Raw genomic sequence first — 22336 nt, forward strand, 5'->3', positions numbered from 1 at the left:
GTGCGAGCTCGTGAATCGGATTCACCACACACTCCGGACGCATCTGGTCGACGGTCGAGTGGATCAGCAGCAGCAGCATCACCAGGGATCCGACTGTCAGCAGCAATGTTGCGAACGCCCCGATGACGGGCGGGGAATCTGACCCCGCACTGGCGAACACGATGAAAGAGAATGCGGTCGCACCGATGAAATACCCCACGTAGACCTGGTTCGCGCGGCGTCGAAGGTACTGGTCGAACACGACGGCCCCCAGGAAGTTCGATGTCTGTTGTACCGAGATGAGCAGCATCGAGAACGTGATTGACGTGACCGTCATCAGGCTCGCCGCGGCCACGCCGACGACCCCCGCGGCACTCGAAGCCGGAATGATCGACCCTGCAACCTGGCGCAGTGCGGGAACGCTTCCCTGAGTGTCCCAAAGCGCCACCCCCACAGCCACGACACAGAACACCCCCGTGATGATCAGCGGAAGCACCAGGAACTCATTCATTCCTCGCCGGAGCCGGCTGGCCTTCATCAGGCGCCCGACGAACACACCTCTCACAGCAACCTCCTCGCGTACCACCAGTGGACTCGCCCGACACGAGGCGGGTCAACGGCGCCTCCGCCTAAAGAGGCACTTGTCAATGACCTCCAGTGAGGAAGCGCGGGAAGCAGCGCACACCTCATCAGCACGACGAGGATGCACGCACCGGCCATAGCGTGCATCAACTCGCCGTCGCCGGTCTTGCGCAAAAATCACCCCAAGGCGACGATGCCGGGCTGATCGAGAAGCACTGCAATGAAGCCCCGTCCCAAGGCACGGCTACACCTGTGTGCGAGGGTCGAGACCGTGTGTATCGGTCCGGTGCGTGAGTCCCGCCAAAGGATCCTTCGATTGGACTGCTCATTGGCAGCCGGAAGCTCTCCCAGATGCACGTATATGGCATCCTTCCGCCCCATTCTCGCTGTCCAACCTAAACGCACATTGCCGTTGCCGAGCTGACGGGCACGAGGGCTATAGCTTCAGGGCGAGCGTCAAGATAACGACTTGCGGGCGGGTCGAAGCTCCGACGGAGAAGAAGAAGATGGTTGCAAGTATCCAGAACCAAGGGTGTTCGGGATTGTCGATGATCAAGTAGATTCCCATGATCCCGAACGCCCCGAACAACAGGGGGCCAATCCAGGCCATGACTCGGTCCGCGCGGATCGCCTTACGGAGCTCGGGAACCCATTGTTCGGCTGGTGCGTCGTCCGGGAGCCGGCGTGTGGACATTGCTCGTTCGACGTTGGTCTGTGTAGGCGAACCAGAGGGCTTCTTCTTTTCCCTGGCACTCTTCCACCGGTTGACCCGAAAGATGACAGCGGAGAGCGCAAGGCCTGAGAGAACGGCGAGGGCAACGTCGGCCAACACGACCGTCTCGCCGGTAAGAAGGTCCTTTCCCAGCAAGAAGACTGCGTACGACACAGCAATGACGAGGAAGATGATCCAGTTCGGTGTGCGTCGGAGAGCTCTGACCCAGAAGCCCTTCTTTTTGACATCTTGTTCTGTGGAAGTCACACCCACAGTCTGTCAGTCCAGGTACCACTCTGACCGATAAGCGGATCGGCCTACGGACACCTGGGAATCTATTAAGGGCGAGGGTTCCAGCGGCCTCTCTTACGTTGAGCTGACCATCTGCCGCTCAGGATCGTGGCAGACTTCGTGGAAATCGCGAAGATCCACATCACTCGCAATGCGGGCAAGCCCACTCAAACAGACCAGGTTCAGCTGTGCTACGTCGTCATCGAACGCCGAGGAGGACATCCTGTTGAGCGCAAAGACCTCAGTTCGAATCACTCTCGGGTTTTTCGTAATAATGCCAATCATCGTGCTGGTGGTTATTCTCACAGGAGTCCCAATGAGGGGAGGAAATGAGAGTACCTCTTGGTTCTGTTTTGCGCTAAGCGTCATCTATTTCCTGGTGTTCTTGAGTTTCGACAGAAGATGGAAAGCCGGGAGGTCGACGGCTCAGCATTTGCGCGTACTTGATCCAAACATCTCAGTGGAGGAAGGAGCGGATCTTCTACAGAAGCACTCTTTCCTAATGTTGGTTTCTTCGGGCCCCTTCGTCATCGCCGGTATCACCGCACTACTTATCTACTGAGGTGTATGCCTAACTTACAACCACGCGCCACGGTGAAGATTGCATGCTCATGGCTCGTCAGTTTCGTGTGGCTGAGTCTGTGGCTCCTTGGTGGGAAGTGTCGGTCAAGGATGGGTTCGCGAACGTCCCGAATCGGGGTAAGCGCGTACAGGCGCCCTTGGATTGGGTCATGGTCGCGCCTGTACAACTCCGATCAGGTGATCGACTTCTTCACCGACGAACGCGAGGCCCTGACACGGCCGGCCAATTACCCGTCTGACGCGTGAAAGCCTTACGCGTGTCGGTACAGTCGGCGTACCCCAGGATTATCAGACGGTCGTACACGAGCTTCAGAGAGGAAGTGAGAGATTGTGTGCAGCAAGAGGGTGGGTACTCCTGTGGAACTGCTGAGGCCGTTCACGATGGAACTGCGTAACGGGATCCTGTCGGTCGGTTGGGCCGAGGGGATGAGCGTTACTGAGGCAGATGCAGTCGCCTTCATCGAGCATGCTGAGGCGATCTGCAGGAGTACTTGTCCGCCGATGCTCGTCGAGCTCAACGAGATGGTGACCTTGAGCAGTAGAGCCCTGAACCACTTCGCGAAGGAACTGAACATTGGGGCGCTGGCCCTGGTGGGTCCGTCCCCTGTCGACAAGACAATCGCAGACCACTTCACCGTGGTCCATAACCCGCCCTACCCGAGCCGCTACTTCCCCCACCGGAACGAAGCCCTGACCTGGCTGACCGCATGCTCCACGCCGGTCCGATCAGAGAGGAGGTGGCTGTGAATGACTTCACCCCGAAGTATCACCCGCAATGATCGATCGCCTAGTGCACCAACTGCGAGATGCAGTGGCGCCGGGCGATCGACCGCAAGGGCAGATTCGCGCTGACCAGGCGGGGTCGTGCTGCGGGTCATCACCTAGTGGCTTGGAGTCCTGTCAGGTGAGACGGCTTCGGTCGGGGTGGTGGTCCTGCAGGTTCTGCCATAGACGGGATTCGGTGCCGCCCATCGCCCTGGTCACTGACGGGTGCTTGTCCTTCGACATCGGTGAGCAGAGCGATGACGTCGGCGAGGGCGGGGGTGGCGGGGTCGTGCCAGATCAGTTCGAGGGGAGCCAGCAAGGGGGGCGCCACGGGGCGGACGACGATCCCGGGTACCGCTAAGTGCTCGGCCACCGCCGGTGCGACCGGTGCTACCCCATGGCCTGCGGCGACCACGCGAAGGAGGGCTTCAGGTGCATTGATGAGATTCGGCGGGGTGAGCACCTGGTCGGGACGGGACGGGCCCGCTGGGAGCAGGCGGGCGAGGAGGTAGTCGCAGATGCCGGGGAACTGATCGCGGGGGACCATCACGACCGTCTCCTCGGCGAGGTCGGTGACCGGGACGCTTTCCGCGGCGGCGAGCCGGTGCTCGGCCGACAGGGCCAGGTATACCGGCACGCGAGCCAGGAGCCGCCCCGGAAGGTCCTGGTCCTGCGCGCAGCGCACCCAGACGATGGCGGCGTCGGTGTGCCCGTCCCGGACCGCGCGGACCGCGTCGCTGTCGGTGGCGGTCACAGCGGTGACCTCTAGCTCGGAGGCCGGCCCGGAGAGGCGGCCCAGGGGATCTTTCAGGATGTGTTCCACACCCGGGGCGACGCGCAGGCTGATATGCCGATGACGGCCGTCGGCGCAGCGGACTTCGGAGCGGGCACGGTCGGCGCGGGCCAACAGGACGTGGGCGTGTTCGAGCAGCACCTCCCCGGCGGGGGTGAGGACCACACGGCGAGGGCTGCGCTCGAGCAGGGTGGCGTGCAGGTCCCGCTCCAGGACCTTGATCTGTTGGGACAGAGAAGGGGCAGCGATGCGCAGCCTGGCGGCTGCGCGCCCGAAGTGCCGTTCCTCGGCCACCGCCACGAAGTACCGCAGGTGTCGCAACTCCATGATTTACGTTAGCCCCTGGCTCACGAGCCGGAGGAATTATGTCGTGGTGGCCATCTGGGGTGAGGCGAACAATCGTGGTGTGCGTTGACGGGTTGCCTCGATGGGTCGCCGAAGGCGAGGAGGCCGCTGGGTCGGCGTCATCTCCGTTGCCGCATCAATTCAAGGAGGCTCACCGTGAAGGCAGTGGTTTACAAGGGACCGAACGACGTCAGCGTCGAGGACGTGCCGGACGCCAGGATCGAACATCCCGCCGACGTGCTGGTCCGCATCACGTCGGCGAACATCTGCGGCTCGGACCTGCACATGTATGAGGGCCGCACCAGCTTCGAACCCGGACGTACCTTCGGGCACGAGAACCTCGGCGAAGTGATCGAGACCGGCCCGGCCGTGAGCAAGGTGAAGGTGGGCGAACGTGTCGTACTGCCCTTCAACATCGCCTGCGGATTCTGCAAGAACTGCGAACGGGGTTTCACCAACTACTGCCTGACGATGCAGCCCGAGCCCAAGCTCGCTGGAGCAGCGTACGGCTTCGCGGACATGGGCCCGTATCAGGGCGGTCAGGCCGAGTACTTGCGGGTGCCGTATGGGGATTTCAACTGCCTGCGGCTGGGCGAGGACGCGGTGGAGAAAGAGCTCGATTACGTGATGCTCGCCGACATCTTCCCCACTGGTTGGCATGCGACTGAGTTGGCCGGGGTGTACCCCGGGGACTCGGTGGTCATCTACGGTGCCGGTCCGGTGGGTCTGATGGCCGCCTACTCCGCCATCATCAAGGGCGCCGGCAAGGTCATGGTCGTGGACCGCCAGCGCGATCGCCTGCAGCTGGCGGAACAGATCGGAGCAATCCCGGTCGATGACTCGGTGGTCGATCCGGTGAAATTCGTCAAGGACCAGACCATGGGCTTCGGGGCGGACCGGGGCTGCGAATGCGTCGGCTACCAAGCCCACGACCCCTCGGGCACCGAGCACCCCAACCAAACCCTGAACCGGCTCGTGGATTCCGTCCGGTTCGTGGGCGGCCTCGGCGTGGTGGGTGTGTTCCTCCCCCAGGACCCCGGCGGCCCCGACGAACTCGCCCAGCAGGGCCAGGTGGCCTTCGATTACGGCAACTACTGGTTCAAGGGACAGACGATGGGCTCGGGCCAGTGCCCGGTGAAGAAGTACAACCGGGCCCTACGCGACCTCATCGCCGGCGGAAAGGCCAAGCCCTCGTTCATCGTCAGCCACGAACTCACGCTCGACCAGGCCCCCGAGGGTTACCGGAACTTCGACAACCGCGAAGACGGCTGGACCAAAGTCGTCCTCCACCCGGCCGGGGGCTGAGCGCCGTGACGTCCGACGGAGTCATCACCCCTCGAAAGGTAGGTAACACATGAAGCGAGTAATGAGCATGGCCGTCCTGGCCGGGGCAGGCGGGATCATCATCCGCCGCGTCATCCAGTCCTCGCGTAGGACCTCGGGCGAAGAGTCGCAGGATCGACGGTGGGCAGTTACCATCAACCGTCCGCCCCAGGAGGTGGGGCCGCAGGGCCAGTGGCCCGAGCCCCTCGCGAGGCTGGGCGACACCGTCGAGGTCAGGACGCGGCCCGCTCCCGGGGGCAAAGGCACCGAGCTGACCGCCCGGCTGCGTCACCGCGGACCCTCCACATCGGGCAACGCGACATCCCGGGCCGAGGGCGAAACCCCGCAGCAGGCGCTGCGCTCGGCGCTGCGCCAGGCAAAGCAGCTCATCGAAGTCGGTGAGGTCCTCCAGGTCGATCCGGCACCACACGGTACACGCAGGCGCACCCCTGGCGGACTGCTGCTCGAGGCCGCGACCAAGCGAGCCGGTAAGGAAGGAATCCTATGAAGGCGCTGTGCTGGACCGGGGTCAATGAAACCTCCGTCGAGGAGGTCCCCGATCCTAAGATCCTCAATTCCCACGATGTGATCCTGCGCGTCATCCTCACCACCACGTGTGGGTCCGACCTACATCTGCTCGGCGGGTACATCCCCTTCATGCGCAGCGGGGACGTACTGGGTCATGAGTTCCTCGGTGAGGTCGTCGAGGTCGGTGCCGGCGTCCAGAAGCACAAGGTCGGCGACCGGGTCGTGGTGTGCTCGTTCATCAGTTGCGGCAAGTGCTGGTACTGCCAGAACAAGCTGTTCTCGCTGTGTGACAACGGCAACCCCAACCCTGCGATCACGGAAGCGCTATGGGGCTTCGCGCCAGGGGGGTGCTTCGGCTACTCGCACGCCCTTGGCGGGTACGCCGGCAGCCACGCCGACTACATCCGGGTGCCCTACGCCGATCAGGGGGCATTCTCGGTCCCGGACGGCGTGCCCGACCTGACCGCGTTGTTCGCCTCCGACGCTGCCCCGACCGGGTGGACCGGTGTCGATCAGGCCGAGGTCCAGGCCGGGGACGTCGTCGCCGTGTGGGGTGCCGGTGGGGTGGGGCAGATGGCTGCGGCCGCCGCGCAGCTTAGAGGTGCCGAACGTGTGATCGTGATCGACCGGATCGCCAACCGGCTACAACAAGTCGAACAGCACATCGGTGCCGAGACACTGAATTATGAGCAGGTCGACGTGGCAGCCGCACTTCGCGAGGTCACCGGTGGCCGAGGACCCGATGTGTGCATAGAGGCCGTCGGGATGGAGGCCCACAGTTCCGGTCCCGCCTATCTCTACGACCAGGCCAAGCAGCAGCTGCGGTTGCAGACCGACCGGCCGACCGCCGTTCGTGAGGCCATCCACGCCTGCCGCAAAGGCGGAACAGTGTTCACCCTCGGCGTCTTCGCCGCAGTCGTGGACAAATTCCCCTTGGGTGCCGTGATGAACAAGGCGCTCACGCTGCGCGGCGCACAGCAGCACGGCCACCGCTACATCCCGCAGATCCTCGAACACATGGCTCGGGGCGAACTGACCACCGAACACCTGGCCACCCACGTCATGCCACTCGATCAGGGACCGCGCGGATACGAGATGTTCAAGAACAAGGAAGACGGCTGCGTCCGAGCTGTCTTCCAACCCGCAGGATAACCCGATGACCAGTAGCTCCAAGGGCGGTCAGGACGTGTCGCTGCCCCTGGCACCGGAACACCCGATCGAGCCCCGGATCGCACACGCACCGACGCGCTGTCCGGGACTCGAGCATCCGGTGACCTGCGCGCCCTGATCCGCCACCCCATGCTGAACCTCCCCGCCCGTTCGAGGACCCCATGGCATCGCGTATTCTCTCAGCCCGCCGCGCCCTGATCTGCCTCGGGGCAGGAATCGCCGCCGGGATCATCGCAGCAATCACCGTCGCACCGGATCTCGGTCCGTTGGTCGGCTGGTGCGTAGCCGGCACCATCGCGCTGACCTGGGTCTGGCGTATCTGCTGGCACCAGGACCCGGCAGGCACGAGAGAACTGGCACAGGAAGAATCAGGGACCCGCATCACCGACAACGCCATCATCGCCGCGTGTCTGGCAAGTATCGCCGCCGTCGCAGTCGCCCTGATCCAATCAAAAAGCGCAGATCTGACCTCGGTGGCCTTGGTCATCCTCGGCGTCCTGGGCACGATGATCGCGTGGGCGCTCGTCAACACCGTCTATGCGCTGAAATACGCCCGCCTGCACTTCATCGACCAGGCCGAAAGCGGATTCGACGTCAAACAAGACCGGCAGCCCACCTACAGCGACTTCGCCTACTACGCCTTCACCATCGGAATGTCCTACGCAGCACCGGAGATCGAACCGGTCACCAGCAAGACCCGACGCAAAGCCCTCCCACACGCCCTCCTGTCCTACTTCTTCGGCACGGTCCTCATCGCCGTCGCCATCAACCTCGTCACCAACCTCAGCCAACAATAAGAGAGCCCAGCATCATCTTCAGGGATACCCCACGACCACAAGGGAACGCAGAGATCCCTACGACGTCTCAGAAATCTCAAGCTTTCCAAGACATCCGTAGGGCTCTCCGCCCGAGTGACCACTCCTGTGAGTCGCAGTGGTGAATGGCGTGTTTTCCGCCGCTTTCTGTGACCCAGTCGCTCAGCTTCGTCGCGGGATTGTCATGCGGAAGTCTGATCCACGGCACCTCGACTGGTTGTCTTCTGTGATGCAGGAGGTGTGGGAGTTGGCGGTGTGTAGTCCCGTTGCCGCGAGGTCAGATGAGGGAGCTGAAGAGTTCCGCTTTGCTTGTCGGGCCGGCGACGATGATCTCGTCGTCGTCGTACAGGGTGGTCTGGGCCGTGGTGTAGTCCCATTCCCCGCCCTTGCGTTTGACGGCGACGACCGTGACGCCGTGTCGGGCGCGCAGGCCGGTGGTGCCGAGTTCGCGCTCCCAGTACTCGCGTGGGGGCCGGGTTTTCACCATCGCGAAATTGTCCTCGAACTCGACGTAGTCGAGCATGGTGCCCCGGACGAGGTGTGCCACCCGTTTGCCCATGTCGTGCTCGGGCCGGATGACCCGTTCCACACCGAGCTGGGACAGGATCTGGGCGTGTGGCTCGCTGATGGCTTTCGCCCAGATGGTGGGGCGGTCAAAGCGCAGCAGGATCGAGGTGGTCAAGATGCTGGCTTCCAGGTCGGACCCGATCCCCACGACGACGCGGTCGAAATCGGGGAGGGACAGCTGGCGCAACACTTCCTCTTTCGTGGTGTCAGCGCGGACTACGTGGGTGAGGCGGCCGTTGTAGGACTGGACGGTGTCTTCGTCGCTGTCGATGCCCAGGACTTCGGTCCCTGCTTCCTCCAGCTCGAGGGCCAGGGCGCCCCCGAACCGGCCGAGGCCGATGACTGCGACTGAGTCGGCTGCCGCGACTGCTTCGATGGGTTTGGAGGAAAACATGCGTTGCCTAGCCAATGAGGGGCCTTTCCTTGGGGTATTCGTAGTAGAGCGGTTTGGAACGCAGCGCCAGTGCGGTGGCCAGGGTGACCGGGCCGAGGCGTCCGGCGAACATCACCAGGATCAGGACCACCTGGCCTGCCGGCGGGATGCCGGCGGTGATACCGGTGGACAGACCTACGGTCGCGAAGGCGGAGATGACCTCGAAGAGGATCCGGTCGAGGCCGAAGTCGGTGATGAGCATGAGGAACATCGTGGCGCTGATGACGAGCCCGACGGCGAGCAGCACGATCGAGATGGCTTGCCGGTGCACCGAGCGGGGCAGACGCTTGCCGAAGATGTTGACCGCGTTGCCGCCGCTGATCTCCGTGTAGAGGATGAAGAGCAGAACACCGAACGTGGTGATCTTCAGGCCGCCCGCGGTACCCGCCGGGCCTCCCCCGATGAACATGAGGACGTCCATAGCAAGCAGGGTGACGGGGTTGAGCTGGGCGAAGTCCACACTGTTGAAGCCGGCGGTGCGCGTCATCGTCGACTGGAAGAAGCCTGCGAGGAGCCGCTCTTCTGGCCGTAGCGCCCCGAGGGTCGCGGGGTTGGACCACTCGACCGCGGTGATGAACACAGTGCCAAGAACGAGGAGGATGACTGTCCCGGTGAGCACGAGTTTGGTGTTCACGTGCCATGTGCGGGGGTACCGGAAGTGGCGCCTAAGTTCAAACAGGACGGGGAAGCCCAAACCACCAATGATGACGGCGGCGCAGATCGGCAGGCAGATCCATGGGTCCCCGGCGAAACCGATCAGGTTGTCACTGAACAGCGCGAAGCCGGCGTTATTGAAGGACGAGATCGAGTGGAAGACACCCAGCCATACCGCTTCACCAACGCCGTAGCCATACCCAAGGAGGAACCGCGCCGCCAGAACGACGGCGGTGAGTACCTCGACAATCAGGGTGATGCGCAAGACGCCGAGCAGGACGCCTCGGACGTCACCGAACCCCACGCTCTTCGTCTCGGCCGCCGCGGAGATCCTTGAGCGTAGACCCATGCGTCGGGCCAACAGGACGCCGAGGAGGGAGGCGAAGGACATGATGCCGAACCCGCCGACCTGGATCAGTGCCAAGATGATGACGTGACCGCTGCCCGTCCAGTAGACCGGGGTGTCGACGACGATCAGCCCGGTGACGCAGACGGCCGACGTCGCCGTGAACAGGGCCTCCAAGAAGGTGGCGCTGCCCGGACCGACCTTCGAGGTGGGGAGCATCAGCAGCGCAGTCCCGATCAGGACCGCTCCCGCAAAACCGAGAACGATCACTTGGGCGGGGTGGCGAGGGCTCAGATGCGCAACCCACATTACGACTTTGCGCGCTGTCGGGCGGAGAAGCCCGCCCAAACGTGCCGTCATGGACGCTCGTGACTCCCTGAGGATAGTTCTGCTCGACCTCACGGGAATGCTCCGACCTCCAGAGAGTTGATCGACTTGCTGCAGACGCTCTGCACCAGCCGCTCATTCAACCCCACGAACAGCGAGCTGAGGGGCGTCTTTACATGATCTTGATGCTCCGAGTCAGTGGATTCCGCCGCAGCCTGTTCACCATTTACGGGGCTTTCGCGCGCGGACCGCTGTCCGCTCGCCAACGTAGGGCAACAGGATCTTCATACGGGAAAAGACCCCAACGAACCCGCTCCTCCTCGGATTCCTGTCTATGAGGGAGACGAAGTGGTTCCGATGCTGTCCCTGTCACACACAGGAGTGAACACATCCGACGAGATAGGTGATACCTCCGGTCTCATCGTTGCCCTCCGCATTGTTCCCACCGGCCCCAAACCTGGCATGGTGTACGCGCGCACACTTCGCTGGAAGGCTTTGGGCCGGCCTTCAGACCGCACTTTTTCGCTCTCATCGGTGCGGTTGAGACAGCAGTTGTCACTCTTAGTCGGGCCGTTGATATGTCCACTCAAGTTGCTGCCAGATTTGGGATAGTGGCAGACCTTCCTGCTTCGGTGTCACGGTTGCGATTGACTGTCGTTGAGATCCGTAACGCCTATGAGCACATCGAGGACCGTGCTTTCGGTGCGGTTCGGACCCGGCCGAACGATGCCGCGCTAACCATCTCCAATCATCAGACTTTGCTCATTGAGCAATGCCATCGTCTACGGCGAGCACCGATCAAGCCTGGATATAGATCTTCCTCAACTTCTCTCAGATACTCGCGCCTACCTCAAAGTCGCCGCAGGCGGCAACCACACTCCTGAGGCCGGGTCCAGCTGAACGACCTACTGACTTATTGCCCGCGTAAGTTCAGGTCCGTTATTGCGGACTGAGCCGACTTCTTTGCCAACGATCCGCGGGACAAGGTTGGGTTCGGGGACGGTGTCGATGAAGTGCTGCACCTGGTCCCGTTCCGTCATGGTCGAGTCCAGCCACTGATCCTGCAGATCCGCGGGGATGATGACCGGAGTCCGGTCGTGAATGTGCCCGAGCGCGTCATGCGCGGCCCGGGTGAGGATCGTCGCGGTCACCAGCTATTCGTCCTCGGCATCTTCAGCCTTGGTGGGGTTGGGCCAGAACTCGTACAGGCCGGCGAAGCCCAGCAACTGGTCCTCGTCCTTCCCGTGGAGGTAGTGCGGGGTCTTCCAACCATCCGTGTTCTTCTGCCACTCGTAGTACCCGTTGGCTGGGATGAGGGCCCTGTGTTTGGCGGTCGCCGTGCGGAACGACGGCTTTTCCGTGACCGTCTCGCTGCGGGCGTTGATTATCCTCGCCCCCACCTTTCGATCCTTGGACCACACGGGAACGAGTCCCCAGCGGGCTATCTCGAGGCGGCGCACCAGCTCGCCCTCGCGCAGCTGCTCGGACACGAACGGGATCCCCTGCATCGGAGCCACGTTCCACGACGGCTTCACCTCGTCCTGGAACGTCCCATCGATGCTGAAAGCCTCCCGGATAGCGGCCTTGTAGTCGGTGATGACGAACTGTGCGCACATGCCATTACTTTCCCGCTCCAGTAGGAACACCATCTGCTCCTACATTCCGTGGGTGGCAGGGCGGCGCGTCGATACCCCTGGGCCGCTCCATGGTGTTACATGGGCTGTTATCGGCGTCAGATCATCCGGAGCAGGTCGCCCTCGCCGACATGTGGCATCCTCTGCCACCATTGGGGAGGCAGTTTGCAATACGGCTTCTGCGCACATTCGCCACTGATGGCATTCCAGTAGCACCACCAGTTCCGACGAGCAAAGCCGCCCGACTCGCGTTGTGTAAGGGGTACGAAAATGTGCGACCGCTCTCGCCCATGGAGCGACGGCGCCTTCGCCGTGATCCGCTCCATCTCCGGACGCATGTGACGGCTGCGGTGGCCCGGTGATGAGGTCGGCAGGTCCGGCGCACGAGCCCAAGTCCTGCCGCTCCTGCGGACGCCGCATCGAGTGGCGGAAGAAGTGGGAGCGGAACTGGGAGGACGTCGTCTACTGCAGCGACGCCTGCCGGTCCCGCAAGATCCGTGCCATCGATACCGCGCTCGAGGAGTGGCTGCTCGCGCGGCTCGACGCCGCAGCCCGCGGTTCGGGGATCGACCCGGCCGACGCCGCAGCGGCCTTCGGCGGTAGTGACTGCCCGCTGCATGAGCCTGCACGCAACGCTGCCCGCAGGCTCGTCGCCCGCGGACTCGCGGAGATGGTGCAGCGCGGCGCCGTCGTAGATCCTTCGACCGCCAAGGGATTCGTCACACTGCGCAGGCCCCGCTGATCCTGCTGACCCCGCTGAATGCATGACCCCGCTGACCGCACCGTGCGCGGGCAGGGTGTTCCGTCGTCGTCCGTGCTCGGCGCGCGGATGGCTCGAAGCGCTGGTGTTGTGGGTGGGCATCAACGCAATTCCTGATGCGCATGACACAGCCTTGTTCCCTGCGACCACGAAACGTCCACGCATACCGATCATTCTGCCCGTCTCTCGCCACAGCATCATCGGTGTGGTGAACTAAGGCTCCGCTGCGCCGACCTGTACGGATGCCTCCTCACGGGCCGGCGCAGCGCTACCATCGTCGTGAAGACCGAGAGCTGATTGGTTGTCAGATTGCTGCGCCTCCTGCCCCCAGGTGCACGGCACACACTTCCCCTCGCTCCGCTGCTTGTTCCACACACAGGGGGACAAGCAGGAACCATCAGCCCGCCTGCACACACCCACCCGCGTCACCGACACCGGAGAACTCACCTCGAGTAAATGGTGGATGTGCACAGCCTCCTCATGCTGGGGTGCTACGAAGGAAGCGCTATCGCGCCCGGACGCGGAAGTACCGGAAGCTAAAGATGTAGAGGCCAATGAGCAGAATGCTCCTGAGTACGAACCATGCACCGTCTCAGCTCAGCTCCACCTGACCAAGCAGTAACGCCAACACGGACAGCAAACCTAGAAACCCCGCTAGAACGATGGACACCCCAGCCATAACGCCAGCGAAGGTCTTGCTCATGGGCTTCATGACGTATTGGGTCATCAGCCCATTGAATCAGCCATGCCCCGCCGACACTTCAGACAGCTTTCCAAATAATCGAACCTGGGTTCTATTTCAAACCCTGCACAAGGGACGGCAGAGGATCAGGACGGCACGGAACGACGACAGCGCACCCAGCCGACACGACACACACCACGACCACAGGACAGGACGCACAGAGGCCTGAGGCGTCAGCCTGGCATGTGCTCGACGAGGTCGCTGACGTCCGGTTCCTGCCCTCGGGGTTGCCCTTGGCGCTGCGCTGGCGGGACCGCCTGTGGCCGGTCATCGGCGACACCGATGTCATGGTCCAGCTCAAGCAGCTGGTGGGAACCCTCCACCACTCCCCCGGGCGGGCAAGGCGGGCAGGGCAGCATGCTCACGATAAGGTTTTGGCGGTTCCAGGCACAGACCAAGCCGGCGTCGCCTGGATCTCGGGGAGGGACAGTGTCTGGTTTGAGCCTTCGAGCCGCTTGAAGAGGAACTGGCAGGTGCCGCACCAGAAGGACAACTCGAAGGCATCCCTCTGTTGTCGAGTCGCAGGAACGTGCCTTCCGTCGTGTCGTCACTGAACCGAAGGACTGCGGTCTCTGCATTACCCAAAGCTCGCGGTTACCTCCTGCAATCAACATGAGCGCACCCTATGGAACGGAAGGTCCGATCCCCGCCGACCGGAACGGTCCTCACTAGCGTCGCTCCGTTCAACCACCGCAGCAGCGCGAAGGCCGAACCATCGCAGTCGTTACAGAGGCGCCGAAGACCTGCACCAGTCCATACCTATGAGTCTCGCCCGCTGAGGGATCCTCAACCGGACGCTTTGTTCCGTATGACAAAGAATTCCTTTACGGCCTCGGGCGGCTAGGCGTGGGTTGAGCATGACCATCCCTGCTTGTGAAGCACCGCTTCTGCATCGTTTCCACGGCTCGGGGCTTGCTGGAACCGGTGTACGGCTTCCGGTCGCTGCACCACTTCAAACAGAAGTTCAACCCCCGAACCGAACCGGTCTACCTCCTCTTCGAAAACGAAGTCGACCTACCCGCCATCGGCATCGGCCTCACACGAGCGTTCCTTCCCGACGCCAGCCTCCGCGACCTCCTCCACGCCGGCGTCGACACCGTCCACCCGAAGGCGCATTGACCGGTCCCACTACTCGCCGGCGACAGCGCACGCTAAACGATCCTCTAACGACCAGTTCTTGGGTTAACGGCGATGCACGACCATCTGACGAGTGAGCTGTCAGGACGGTCACGATTCAGCGTCTTACCCCTCGATTGTTGCTGACAGCTGTTGTTCGGTGTCTATGGTCGAAGGAACGAGTTTAACCGCTACCGCGTGAACCGCACCTTCGTGTTCTGTTTCCGAGAGGCTTTCATGACGTCGTTCCGTTCAATCTTCGCTACCCCACACCGTGCCTCCTGGGTCGCAGCGTCTGCCCTCATCCTGGTTATGGGCTTGACGGGGTGCTCGAGCCCTGCGGAAGAGGATATGGATGCGATTGCCGTCGGCGAGGACGGATCCGTAGGTTCTGTGAAACTGCTCAGCGTCCTGGTGGTCTCCGAAAACGAGGGTGAGCCGGCCAGATTACTGGGCACGCTGGACAACGAAGGTGATGAAACCCTCGAGGTCACACTCAGTGACGAGGACGACAGTGTCACGGTCACTGTCGCCGCCAATGACCAGTACCCGTTTGACACGAACGAGGCAGTCTTCGACACAGCAGGAGACGCACCAGGGGCGAACACGACCATCACGGTCGAGGCCGACGGCGAAACGACGGAACTCACGATTCCCGTCCTCGACGGGACACTCGAGCGATACCAGCCCTACCTGCCCGAATGATGCCGTCGGCGGCCAACCACTCTGCGGTGCCGGCAGTGCAGCTTCACAGCCGATATCGGACAGCGGGTTCCATGTGTCTGTTGCCCGCTAGTAAGACGGCCTGGCTGAAGAATGATGACGAAGGAGGCACCCTGAGATGAGTCGTGTGGATGAACGATCTGTTCGGGAGTCGTTACGCGCCCAGTTGTGGCCGGTCCCGTTGGCGGCGGTCCTGGTGGCGGTCGTCCTCGGGCAGGCTCTTCCGTTCCTCGATGAGCGCCTGGACTACCGGCTTCCAGCGGCACTGTCCGGTGTGCTGTTCGGCGGGGGCCCGGAAGCTGCCCGGTCCTTACTGGAGACGATCGCCAGTTCCACCATCACCGTGACGTCGCTGACGTTTTCCCTGACGGTCGTGACCCTGCAACTGGCCAGCAGCCAGTTCTCCCCCCGCCTGCTGCGCACCTTCACCCGGGACCGCTTCGTTCACAACACGTTGGCGTTGTTCCTGGCGACCTTCGTGTTCGCGTTGACCGTCCTGAGAAGCATCCGCGTGGAAAGCAGCGCAGGCGCCAGCTTCGTGCCGGAAATCGCCGTCACCACAGCGTTCCTCCTGACCCTTGCCAGCGTCGTCGGCCTCGTCCTGTTCCTGGCCCACCTCGCACGACAGATCCGGGTGGAAACGATGCTCCGCGACGTGCACCGCGAGACAGAGCACACCCTCGAGCGCATCTACCCCGAGCACGGGGACACAACACCCCGTGATGTGCGTCCTCCAACGGACAGCCTGCTGCTGCGAAGCCCGCGATCGGGTTTCCTGACCCGGGTCAACGAGGACGGCCTCCTAGATGTCGCTACCCGCTCGGGTGTTGTCGTCAGCGTCGACGTCAGCCCTGGAACTTCTCTCATCGAATCCGTTCCCGTCGGACGGTTCTGGACCACGGACGGAACCCCACTCGAGGATCAGCAGTGCGAAGACGTGTCAGAGGAGATCCTCGAAGCTTTCAGCACAGGGTTTGAGCGCACCTCGAACCAGGATCCGTCGTTCGGGTTGCAGCAGCTCCTGGACGTGACTGACAAAGCGCTCTCCCCCGGAGTAAACGACCCCACGACCGCCGTCCACGCACTAGGTCACATCTCGGCATTGCTGTGCTCGCTCACCGGCCGGTCCACAGGGCCCCGCACACTCGTCGACCCCGAAGGGGTACCTCGGGTGAAGCTGCACCTGCCGACCTTCACCGATCTCCTGGAACTCGTCATGGATCAACTGATCACCTATGCCTTCACCGACCCGCGGACTGCAAACCGCACCATCGACATGCTCTCCGAGATCCACATCAAAGCCACCGTCACCGACCCGGACCCAACCATCACCACCCCGCTCAACGCGCAGCTCGACACACAGCTGCAGCGTGTCCGCACTGCTGTCGAGAACTCCCCCATGGACGACACGATCCAGCGAAACCTCACCGAGCGCATCGACGGCATCAGCACGACCATCAGCATCGGCCGGTAAAGGAGATCCTTGTGGGCGATGATCTGGACGTACCTCTGGGTGGACGGGAGCTGGTCCTGCACAACAGGTACGAGGTCCTGTCGATCGTGAACGACATCCTGGTCGCGCTCTGGTTCATCATCGGCAGCATCCTCTTCTTCCAGGAGAGCACCACGACGGCAGGGACCTGGCTGTTCCTGATCGGATCAATCGAACTCCTGATCCGACCAGTGATCCGCCTCTCCCGAAACGTCCATCTACGCACGATCACCCGCACCAGGAACAGCAACGACTTCTGATCCGACATCAACAGATCGTCTAGGACCTCTCGCGACTCTTCGAACACGTAGATGTGCTGGCCAGCTACCCCGCCCTTCCGGCAGAAGGTCAGGGCAAGCGGACGTCGTGGAAACACTCCGTGATGCCATGTTCTGATACGGGGTTCGACTGCCTTATGCTGATGACTGGTCCTGCAAGCGGCCAACCGGTTTTCCGTTGATGGAGCCACCATGTACGACCGCCTTATCACCCTGATCAGGGTCGACCTCGCGAATAACGAAGCAACGATCTCCGTTCGAGGCCGCTTCACCACCACGAACTACCGGGCCCTTGTGCCCCTCATACGGCGCGCCCGCGCTCTACCGGGCAACCCCATCGTCACCATCGACATCGCGCGGGCGGCCACGGTGAAAGCTGACGCGACCCGCCTCCTCCTGGAGGCGTGCCACTCGGCTTCCCCGCACATCTCCACACACCAGAGCCAGCACAGCGCCCCGGCCCCGGTCCGCATCACGGGGAGCGCTGCCCTGTCTGACACCTCACGCGTAGCTTCACCCGTCGCCGCCTGACAGTCCGAACACCTTCTCCACACCACCGGCCTGTTCCCCCGCCGAACAGCAGCTGCAGGACTCCTGTCCCGCCTGTGCTGTCCGTCCGGGGCCCGGACTGTGCTGCTGAACAGCACCAGCTCGCCGTCATGCCGATCCTCGTCGCATGTGCCGGCACCTCCTCCCTCTCGCGTTTTCCCCTCTTTTCAGGAGTAGTTATGAATTCTCGTCTTGTACCCACCAATTCTTTCCCCGAGGACCTCGCAGCACTTGAGGACATCGAGTTGCAGGTCCTGCACAGCAGGGTTCAGCGCCAGGTCGATCACGAATACAGTCACGAGTTCGGGCTGAACCCGGAAACCGAGTTCCGGGCAGCGGATGTTGCTGAGGAGTTCGAGCGCCGCGAGGCGCTGGCACCGTCGTGGGGTTCCCTGCTGCACTCGATGCTGCAGGCATGAGGGCCAACGGGGCACCTGATGTCCTTCCACACTTCGAGCACCGTGCCTTTGATGTCCTGGTAGCGGACCTGTCCCCGGCCGCCGCGACCTGCTTCGTCGCGGATTTCATCTCGATGCTTCCATCACGACTCGAGAGGATCACCGAGGCGCTGGCTGCAGGCAAGGACAGGGACGAGATGATCACGGCGTTGGCGAGCCTGGGAGTCAGCGCGAGCATGACCGGGGCGACGCGCCTGGCCCTGACCGTTGACACAGCGCTGGCTGATCTTTCCAGGGCCGCCCACCCCAGCACGTTGCTGCCAGTCCGGCTGCGGCGTGAGGCACAGCAGTTCGCATACGCCTATGCCTCGTTCCAGAAAGCGTCGTCACTGGCCGCATAAGCCAGGCCAAACACGCACCTGCGGAGTCCTTGCCGCGGTCCGTGATGGGTCATTCACGTCCGGTCCCGTCAGGGTGCCGTAGCATTTCATAGGTTCATGAGGTGACCCATGGTTCAGCATCGAGCCTTCCTCCGCCTCTTTTCATACGTGAATGAGGACTCAATGCCGGATGAGCAAGAACTGGCCCGTGAAGCTGAGCGGGACAGCGTCACAGCCCAGTTGCAGAACATGGTGCTCGAAAGCGATGACGTTCAGGAGTTCCTGAACGGACTGGTGTCCGTCGCAGCCCAGGCCTTCACTGGGCCCTACGGCGACGTGTTCTGCGGCATCACTCTCCTGCGCCCAAGGTCGATGGTGACAGTGGCTAGCAGCAGCGAGAAGGCCCGCCAGGTCGATGAGGTGCAGTACGGGTTCGACGACGGGCCCTGCCTGCGTGCGGCCCGCGAAGGAATCACCGTCCACATTCGAGACTTCCTGACCGAGACCCGGTTCCCGGAGTACCGCGAAGCAATCGCCGGCCACGGGCTACGCTCAGCCCTGGGCATTCCCATCCGCCTCGACGAAGGAGCCAGCGCCGGCCTGGACTTCTACTCAACCGAACCGAACACCTTCGACGCCAAAGGTATCCGCGTCGCCGAAGGATTCGCCCGTGACGCATCCCAGTCCCTCCGCCTCGCCGTGCGGGTAGCCAAGCTCACCGAAGCAAGCACGAACATGCGGGCCGCCATGGAATCTCGCACCAGCATCGATATGGCCATCGGGGCGATCATGGCCCAGAACCGGTGCGGCCAGGAAGAAGCCACCGCGATCCTGCGAAAAGCGTCCTCGAACCGGAACGTGAAGCTACGCGACTTATCCGCGGACATCCTGAACTCGATCGGACAGCACAAACCCGTCATCACGCACTTCGACAGCTGATCCTCGACACCGCGCCTCACCGTTCCAGCACGTGCCTGCACACACCCGCACCGGAACCCGACAACGATCAACGGTCGGCAGTGACGGCAAAGCTCAGGCGTTGATCTCGTCTTCGACGAGGCTGGCGAGTTTGCGCAGGAAACGGCCGTCCTGGGCCGAGAAACCACGCGGCTTCTGGTCAATGACGCACAGCGTTCCGACGGTCCAGCCCCCGGGCCCACGCAAGGGGTAGCCGGCGTAGAACCGGATGAAGGGCTCCCCCGTCACCAGGGGATTGGTCCTGAACCGGTCATCTTCACGGGCATCCGGAACGATCAACGGTCCAGCGTTACGGATCGTCGCGTTGCAGAACGTGATCTCCCGCGGCATGTTCTGCTCGATGGGCCCGATGACCGACTTCAGGAACAACCTGTGATCGTCGATCAGAGCCACGATCGATGAGCTGACGTTGAAATGGTCCCGGGCCTGCTGCGTGTACCGGTCAAACCGCTCCTCGAACGGCGAGTCCACAAGATTCGTGCCAGCGACAGCATCAAGGCGTTCCTGCTCCGCCTCTTCCTCCGTAAACAAAAACACCCCCAGCGCCCCCAGCAACTTACGGGAGTCCTCCGGTGACTCTGCGGCCTCGTCGTCCTCGCTGCGGGGAACCTGGATGTCCACGGACGTGCCCTCAAGGAGCTCATTCATCGCATCCGCGAGAATGGTGCGCTCACTTCCCGACAAGATGAGCAGTCCCCCGAGATATGCCTCCACCTCGAACTCCGACACCTCACCACCCAGGGCGTAGTACTTCACCCACAGCTCACCGACCGAGATGTTTGCGCTGGACAGGGCAAGGGCAGTGAGCCTGATCTGCGTTCGGCCGTTCATAGGACCTCCGATCCCGCCCATCCTCGCGAACCTGAACCAACAACCCGAGGCGACAGTGAGATGAAGCCGAACCAGGGACTGCGGTAACGCACACAACCAATTATCAGCCTGCTTAGTTTTCCAAGGATAGTGCAGTATCCGGCTCGCACGAAACAATCACCCATATGACCAGAGGCGCTGACCGCTAAGGACGGCAGGCGTGTCGGATGTGGCATTGGAGCCGGAATCGCTCGGCAAAAGCAATGACGCGCGAGTCCTGCGGCCCCGCCTCGCGGCGACCAACGCTGACGGCGGACACACGGCGGGTACTTGAGGATCCTACGGGCCGTCATCACATGTCGGCCGCGCGTTCGGTCAGTGCTCGAAGCGGGTTGCTGGTTGCTGTTGACTGACGGATGCGACGACGGCGGCCGCGATGTCGCGGAGCTTGCCGTTGCTCCCGCATGCCGGTAAATGGCGAACAACAGGTGTCATGCGTAGCCCTTGCCCGTTACTTTCGAAGGTCGGGATAGATGCCCCTGGTCTCGGCGCGGCGGTTCCGGTTGGTCACCCAATCCGACGGGTAGATCTTCGGCAGGACATTCGACAGGGCCAGCGAGGCGTAGATGACCGTATTGATCGCTACGAACGCCGCGAGAATGGCGAACAGATTCGAGTGCAGCACCGACTCCGGAAGGAGGATACCAGTGGGGACGATAGGTCCTGCTGACGTGCTGAACATGGCCTAGGCCTCCTGGGATTCGAGCGAGCGTGCCGGGGCGGCGTGGGTGAGGTGCTTCCAGCTGGCCGTACGGCCGAAGGAGAGATCGACGACGCCCTTGACGTAGACGAGGTTGAGGAACATGTCGAAGAACAGCTCGGGGAAGAGGGTCAAAGCCAGCAGCCGTGCTCTCCACCCGCCCTTCCACACCGTGACGACGCGCTCGACGGTGAACAGCAGTCCGAGTCCCAGCCAGAAGGGGAACCAGATCCAGGTCTCGAGTGCCACGACGGTGATCAGAATGAGCGCGAGGTAGGAAGTCAGAGCGATCACCCCGTACCCGATGCCGAGCTGCTGCGCCCAATACCGCATGGTGGGAGCTGTGACACCGTAGGCGCCGATGTTCTCAAGCGCTCCGCGCTGCCAGCGGAGCCGCTGGTTCCACAGGGTGCGCCACGACGGCATGAGCTCGGTCACGACGGTGCAGTCCTGTGGCGAGATCATGAGGCCTCCGAGGGACTTGAGGGCGATGGTGAGTTCGTTGTCCTCCGTGAGGGAAGCAGTGTCGTACACATCACTCGGTGTACCGGGGATGGTCCTGCCGCGGCTGGCGGCGATGGTGCGCAGCGCCACCGGCCGGAACAGTGAGGCGGTTCCCGTCAGTACGAACACCCGTCCGCGACGGCGGCGCATCTGGCGTGAGTAGCGGATGTACTCGTTGCGCTGGAACTGGCCGATCAGCCCGTGCCCGTCCTCGCCGTAGAAGAGTCCACCGACCGCCATGAGCGCGCGATCATCGACGAAGCGCGCCACGGCGCTGGCGAGGAAGCCGTCATCGAGCTGTGTGTCGGCATCCATGACCATGACGACGTCGTTGTCCCCCTGCTGCGGCAGGACCTTGGTGAGCGCCTGGTTCAGGGCGCCGGCCTTCTTGTGGGTGTTGCCGACCGACTCGATCACCTCGACACCGGCCTCGCGGGCGACGCGGACGGTATCATCCGTGCAGTTGTCGGCGACGACGATGATGCGCTCCGGCCGGTGCGACTGGCTCTGCAGCGACGCGATGGTCTGCGGGAGGGAGGCCTCCTCGTTGTGCGCCGGGATGAGCACTGTGATCGTGACCTCGCCGGCGAACACGCCTCGGTTGGCGGCCATGACGACCTTGGGGGCAAGGGGCTGGTGGTTCGGGTTCATCGACCGACGCGCCTTCGTCGCGATCCGGCGTTCCACCACGGCGAGTCCGGCTCCTGCGAGCAGTGCGAGGGCGATCGCGGAGAGGATGACGTTCAGATCCGGGGCGTCGGAGTTGTAGAGGAGGCTCCAGACACCGACCACAGCGTCGTGCGGATCGGCGACCGTGGTCTCGGGGCCGTTCACAGCGACCGCCAGCCAAAGCAGGGCTGCGGCCAGCGTGACGAGACCGACGATCACCAGGCCGACAATGCGATCGAGCTTGCCCTTGGTCGCGTAGGGCGCCGGCTCCGCCTCGTCCGGTTCAGGCTCAAGGCGATTCTGGAAAGCAATTTGCGTGGTCATGGAATGC

At 62.9% G+C, this 22336-nt stretch carries 22 protein-coding genes and 1 pseudogene; 14 read left to right on the top strand and 9 right to left on the bottom strand.

Features of this window, described 5'->3' with window-relative positions:
• Positions 1-544: DUF2254 family protein (locus CVO76_RS11920; protein WP_208739396.1), on the bottom strand; the 544-nt coding region annotated here is incomplete at its 3' end.
• Positions 545-997: 453 nt separating this feature from the next.
• Positions 998-1540 carry a hypothetical protein gene (locus CVO76_RS11925; protein WP_208739397.1) on the bottom strand — a complete coding sequence of 181 codons (543 nt, stop codon included), beginning with the start codon at positions 1538-1540 and terminating at the stop codon, positions 998-1000.
• Positions 1541-2503: 963 nt separating this feature from the next.
• Here CVO76_RS11925 and CVO76_RS11930 point away from each other — a divergent pair.
• On the top strand, positions 2504-2893 hold the full coding sequence (locus tag CVO76_RS11930) for a hypothetical protein (protein ID WP_208739398.1): 390 nt from the start codon (positions 2504-2506) through the stop codon (positions 2891-2893).
• A 130-nt stretch (positions 2894-3023) separates the two neighbouring features.
• On the opposite strand, the gene CVO76_RS11935 is transcribed toward CVO76_RS11930, so the two are convergent.
• Positions 3024-4031 (bottom strand): LysR family transcriptional regulator, encoded by a 1008-nt coding sequence (locus CVO76_RS11935; protein WP_208739399.1) that lies wholly within the window; start codon positions 4029-4031, stop codon positions 3024-3026.
• A gap of 174 nt (positions 4032-4205) precedes the next feature.
• On the opposite strand from CVO76_RS11935, the gene CVO76_RS11940 reads away from it, so the two are divergent.
• The 4 genes from CVO76_RS11940 (at position 4206) to CVO76_RS11955 (ending at position 7867) form a co-directional block, all read left to right on the top strand.
• Positions 4206-5354, top strand: coding sequence for a glutathione-independent formaldehyde dehydrogenase (locus tag CVO76_RS11940; RefSeq protein ID WP_133081931.1), 1149 nt, complete (start codon positions 4206-4208; stop codon positions 5352-5354).
• Between the two features lie 49 nt (positions 5355-5403).
• Complete coding sequence (locus CVO76_RS11945) at positions 5404-5880, top strand: hypothetical protein (RefSeq protein ID WP_208739400.1); 477 nt, start codon at positions 5404-5406, stop codon at positions 5878-5880.
• The gene (locus CVO76_RS11950) at positions 5877-7052 is read left to right on the top strand and encodes a zinc-dependent alcohol dehydrogenase (protein WP_208739401.1); all 1176 of its coding nucleotides are present in this window, start codon (positions 5877-5879) and stop codon (positions 7050-7052) included. Before CVO76_RS11945 ends, CVO76_RS11950 begins: the two co-directional genes overlap by 4 nt.
• Before the next feature lie 179 nt (positions 7053-7231).
• On the top strand, positions 7232-7867 hold the full coding sequence (locus tag CVO76_RS11955) for a DUF1345 domain-containing protein (RefSeq protein ID WP_208739402.1): 636 nt from the start codon (positions 7232-7234) through the stop codon (positions 7865-7867).
• Positions 7868-8162: 295 nt separating this feature from the next.
• Here CVO76_RS11955 and CVO76_RS11960 read toward each other — a convergent pair whose 3' ends face one another.
• From CVO76_RS11960 to CVO76_RS11970, 3 genes and pseudogenes are all read right to left on the bottom strand, one after another.
• On the bottom strand, positions 8163-8846 hold the full coding sequence (locus CVO76_RS11960) for a potassium channel family protein (protein WP_208739403.1): 684 nt from the start codon (positions 8844-8846) through the stop codon (positions 8163-8165).
• A 7-nt stretch (positions 8847-8853) separates the two neighbouring features.
• Positions 8854-10155: a TrkH family potassium uptake protein gene (locus CVO76_RS11965; protein WP_347876206.1), complete on the bottom strand. Its 1302-nt coding sequence runs from the start codon at positions 10153-10155 to the stop codon at positions 8854-8856.
• A 962-nt stretch (positions 10156-11117) separates the two neighbouring features.
• Positions 11118-11861, bottom strand: a pseudogene (locus tag CVO76_RS11970) (SOS response-associated peptidase).
• A 346-nt stretch (positions 11862-12207) separates the two neighbouring features.
• Here CVO76_RS11970 and CVO76_RS11975 point away from each other — a divergent pair.
• The 9 genes from CVO76_RS11975 (at position 12208) to CVO76_RS12015 (ending at position 19223) form a co-directional block, all read left to right on the top strand.
• Positions 12208-12588 carry a DUF2256 and DUF3253 domain-containing protein gene (locus CVO76_RS11975; RefSeq protein WP_208739405.1) on the top strand — a complete coding sequence of 127 codons (381 nt, stop codon included), beginning with the start codon at positions 12208-12210 and terminating at the stop codon, positions 12586-12588.
• A 1633-nt stretch (positions 12589-14221) separates the two neighbouring features.
• Positions 14222-14467 (top strand): hypothetical protein, encoded by a 246-nt coding sequence (locus tag CVO76_RS11980; protein ID WP_244185931.1) that lies wholly within the window; start codon positions 14222-14224, stop codon positions 14465-14467.
• A 348-nt stretch (positions 14468-14815) separates the two neighbouring features.
• Entirely contained in the window at positions 14816-15169 is a 354-nt protein-coding gene (locus CVO76_RS11985; protein ID WP_208739406.1) for a hypothetical protein, read from the top strand.
• Positions 15170-15305: 136 nt separating this feature from the next.
• The gene (locus tag CVO76_RS11990; RefSeq protein WP_208739407.1) at positions 15306-16661 is read left to right on the top strand and encodes a DUF2254 domain-containing protein; all 1356 of its coding nucleotides are present in this window, start codon (positions 15306-15308) and stop codon (positions 16659-16661) included.
• 11 nt (positions 16662-16672) lie between these two features.
• Complete coding sequence (locus CVO76_RS11995; protein ID WP_244185932.1) at positions 16673-16939, top strand: YrhK family protein; 267 nt, start codon at positions 16673-16675, stop codon at positions 16937-16939.
• A 210-nt stretch (positions 16940-17149) separates the two neighbouring features.
• Complete coding sequence (locus CVO76_RS12000) at positions 17150-17488, top strand: hypothetical protein (protein ID WP_208739408.1); 339 nt, start codon at positions 17150-17152, stop codon at positions 17486-17488.
• A gap of 197 nt (positions 17489-17685) precedes the next feature.
• Entirely contained in the window at positions 17686-17925 is a 240-nt protein-coding gene (locus tag CVO76_RS12005; protein WP_133081920.1) for a hypothetical protein, read from the top strand.
• Positions 17922-18305 (top strand): hypothetical protein, encoded by a 384-nt coding sequence (locus CVO76_RS12010; RefSeq protein WP_208739409.1) that lies wholly within the window; start codon positions 17922-17924, stop codon positions 18303-18305. The genes CVO76_RS12005 and CVO76_RS12010 overlap by 4 nt, the downstream gene beginning before the upstream one ends.
• Positions 18306-18467: 162 nt before the next feature.
• A complete protein-coding gene (locus CVO76_RS12015) occupies positions 18468-19223 on the top strand; it encodes a GAF and ANTAR domain-containing protein (protein WP_133081975.1) in 756 nt (251 codons plus the stop codon).
• Positions 19224-19316: 93 nt separating this feature from the next.
• On the opposite strand, the gene CVO76_RS12020 is transcribed toward CVO76_RS12015, so the two are convergent.
• The 3 genes from CVO76_RS12020 to CVO76_RS12030 form a co-directional block, all read right to left on the bottom strand.
• Complete coding sequence (locus tag CVO76_RS12020) at positions 19317-20093, bottom strand: GAF domain-containing protein (protein ID WP_133081918.1); 777 nt, start codon at positions 20091-20093, stop codon at positions 19317-19319.
• A 490-nt stretch (positions 20094-20583) separates the two neighbouring features.
• Positions 20584-20757, bottom strand: coding sequence for a hypothetical protein (locus tag CVO76_RS12025; protein WP_244185933.1), 174 nt, complete (start codon positions 20755-20757; stop codon positions 20584-20586).
• Between the two features lie 60 nt (positions 20758-20817).
• Positions 20818-22329: a glycosyltransferase gene (locus CVO76_RS12030; protein WP_208739410.1), complete on the bottom strand. Its 1512-nt coding sequence runs from the start codon at positions 22327-22329 to the stop codon at positions 20818-20820.
• Positions 22330-22336: the final 7 nt, after the last annotated feature.

It is taken from the genome of Arthrobacter agilis (assembly GCF_002953615.1).
GTDB classification, from domain to species: domain Bacteria; phylum Actinomycetota; class Actinomycetes; order Actinomycetales; family Micrococcaceae; genus Arthrobacter_D; species Arthrobacter_D agilis_B.

Excerpts from the sequence above, each read along its gene's own strand:
- CVO76_RS11935 (WP_208739399.1), bottom strand. The coding sequence starts at position 4,031 with ATGGAGTTGCGACACCTGCGGTACTTCGTGGCGGTGGCCGAGGAACGG.
- CVO76_RS11945 (WP_208739400.1), top strand. The coding sequence starts at position 5,404 with ATGAAGCGAGTAATGAGCATGGCCGTCCTGGCCGGGGCAGGCGGGATC.
- CVO76_RS11950 (WP_208739401.1), top strand. The coding sequence starts at position 5,877 with ATGAAGGCGCTGTGCTGGACCGGGGTCAATGAAACCTCCGTCGAGGAG.
- CVO76_RS11955 (WP_208739402.1), top strand. The coding sequence starts at position 7,232 with ATGGCATCGCGTATTCTCTCAGCCCGCCGCGCCCTGATCTGCCTCGGG.
- CVO76_RS11960 (WP_208739403.1), bottom strand. The coding sequence starts at position 8,846 with ATGTTTTCCTCCAAACCCATCGAAGCAGTCGCGGCAGCCGACTCAGTC.
- CVO76_RS11975 (WP_208739405.1), top strand. The coding sequence starts at position 12,208 with ATGAGGTCGGCAGGTCCGGCGCACGAGCCCAAGTCCTGCCGCTCCTGC.
- CVO76_RS11985 (WP_208739406.1), top strand. The coding sequence starts at position 14,816 with ATGGATGCGATTGCCGTCGGCGAGGACGGATCCGTAGGTTCTGTGAAA.
- CVO76_RS11990 (WP_208739407.1), top strand. The coding sequence starts at position 15,306 with ATGAGTCGTGTGGATGAACGATCTGTTCGGGAGTCGTTACGCGCCCAG.
- CVO76_RS12000 (WP_208739408.1), top strand. The coding sequence starts at position 17,150 with ATGTACGACCGCCTTATCACCCTGATCAGGGTCGACCTCGCGAATAAC.
- CVO76_RS12005 (WP_133081920.1), top strand. The coding sequence starts at position 17,686 with ATGAATTCTCGTCTTGTACCCACCAATTCTTTCCCCGAGGACCTCGCA.
- CVO76_RS12010 (WP_208739409.1), top strand. The coding sequence starts at position 17,922 with ATGAGGGCCAACGGGGCACCTGATGTCCTTCCACACTTCGAGCACCGT.
- CVO76_RS12015 (WP_133081975.1), top strand. The coding sequence starts at position 18,468 with ATGCCGGATGAGCAAGAACTGGCCCGTGAAGCTGAGCGGGACAGCGTC.
- CVO76_RS12020 (WP_133081918.1), bottom strand. The coding sequence starts at position 20,093 with ATGAACGGCCGAACGCAGATCAGGCTCACTGCCCTTGCCCTGTCCAGC.
- CVO76_RS12030 (WP_208739410.1), bottom strand. The coding sequence starts at position 22,329 with ATGACCACGCAAATTGCTTTCCAGAATCGCCTTGAGCCTGAACCGGAC.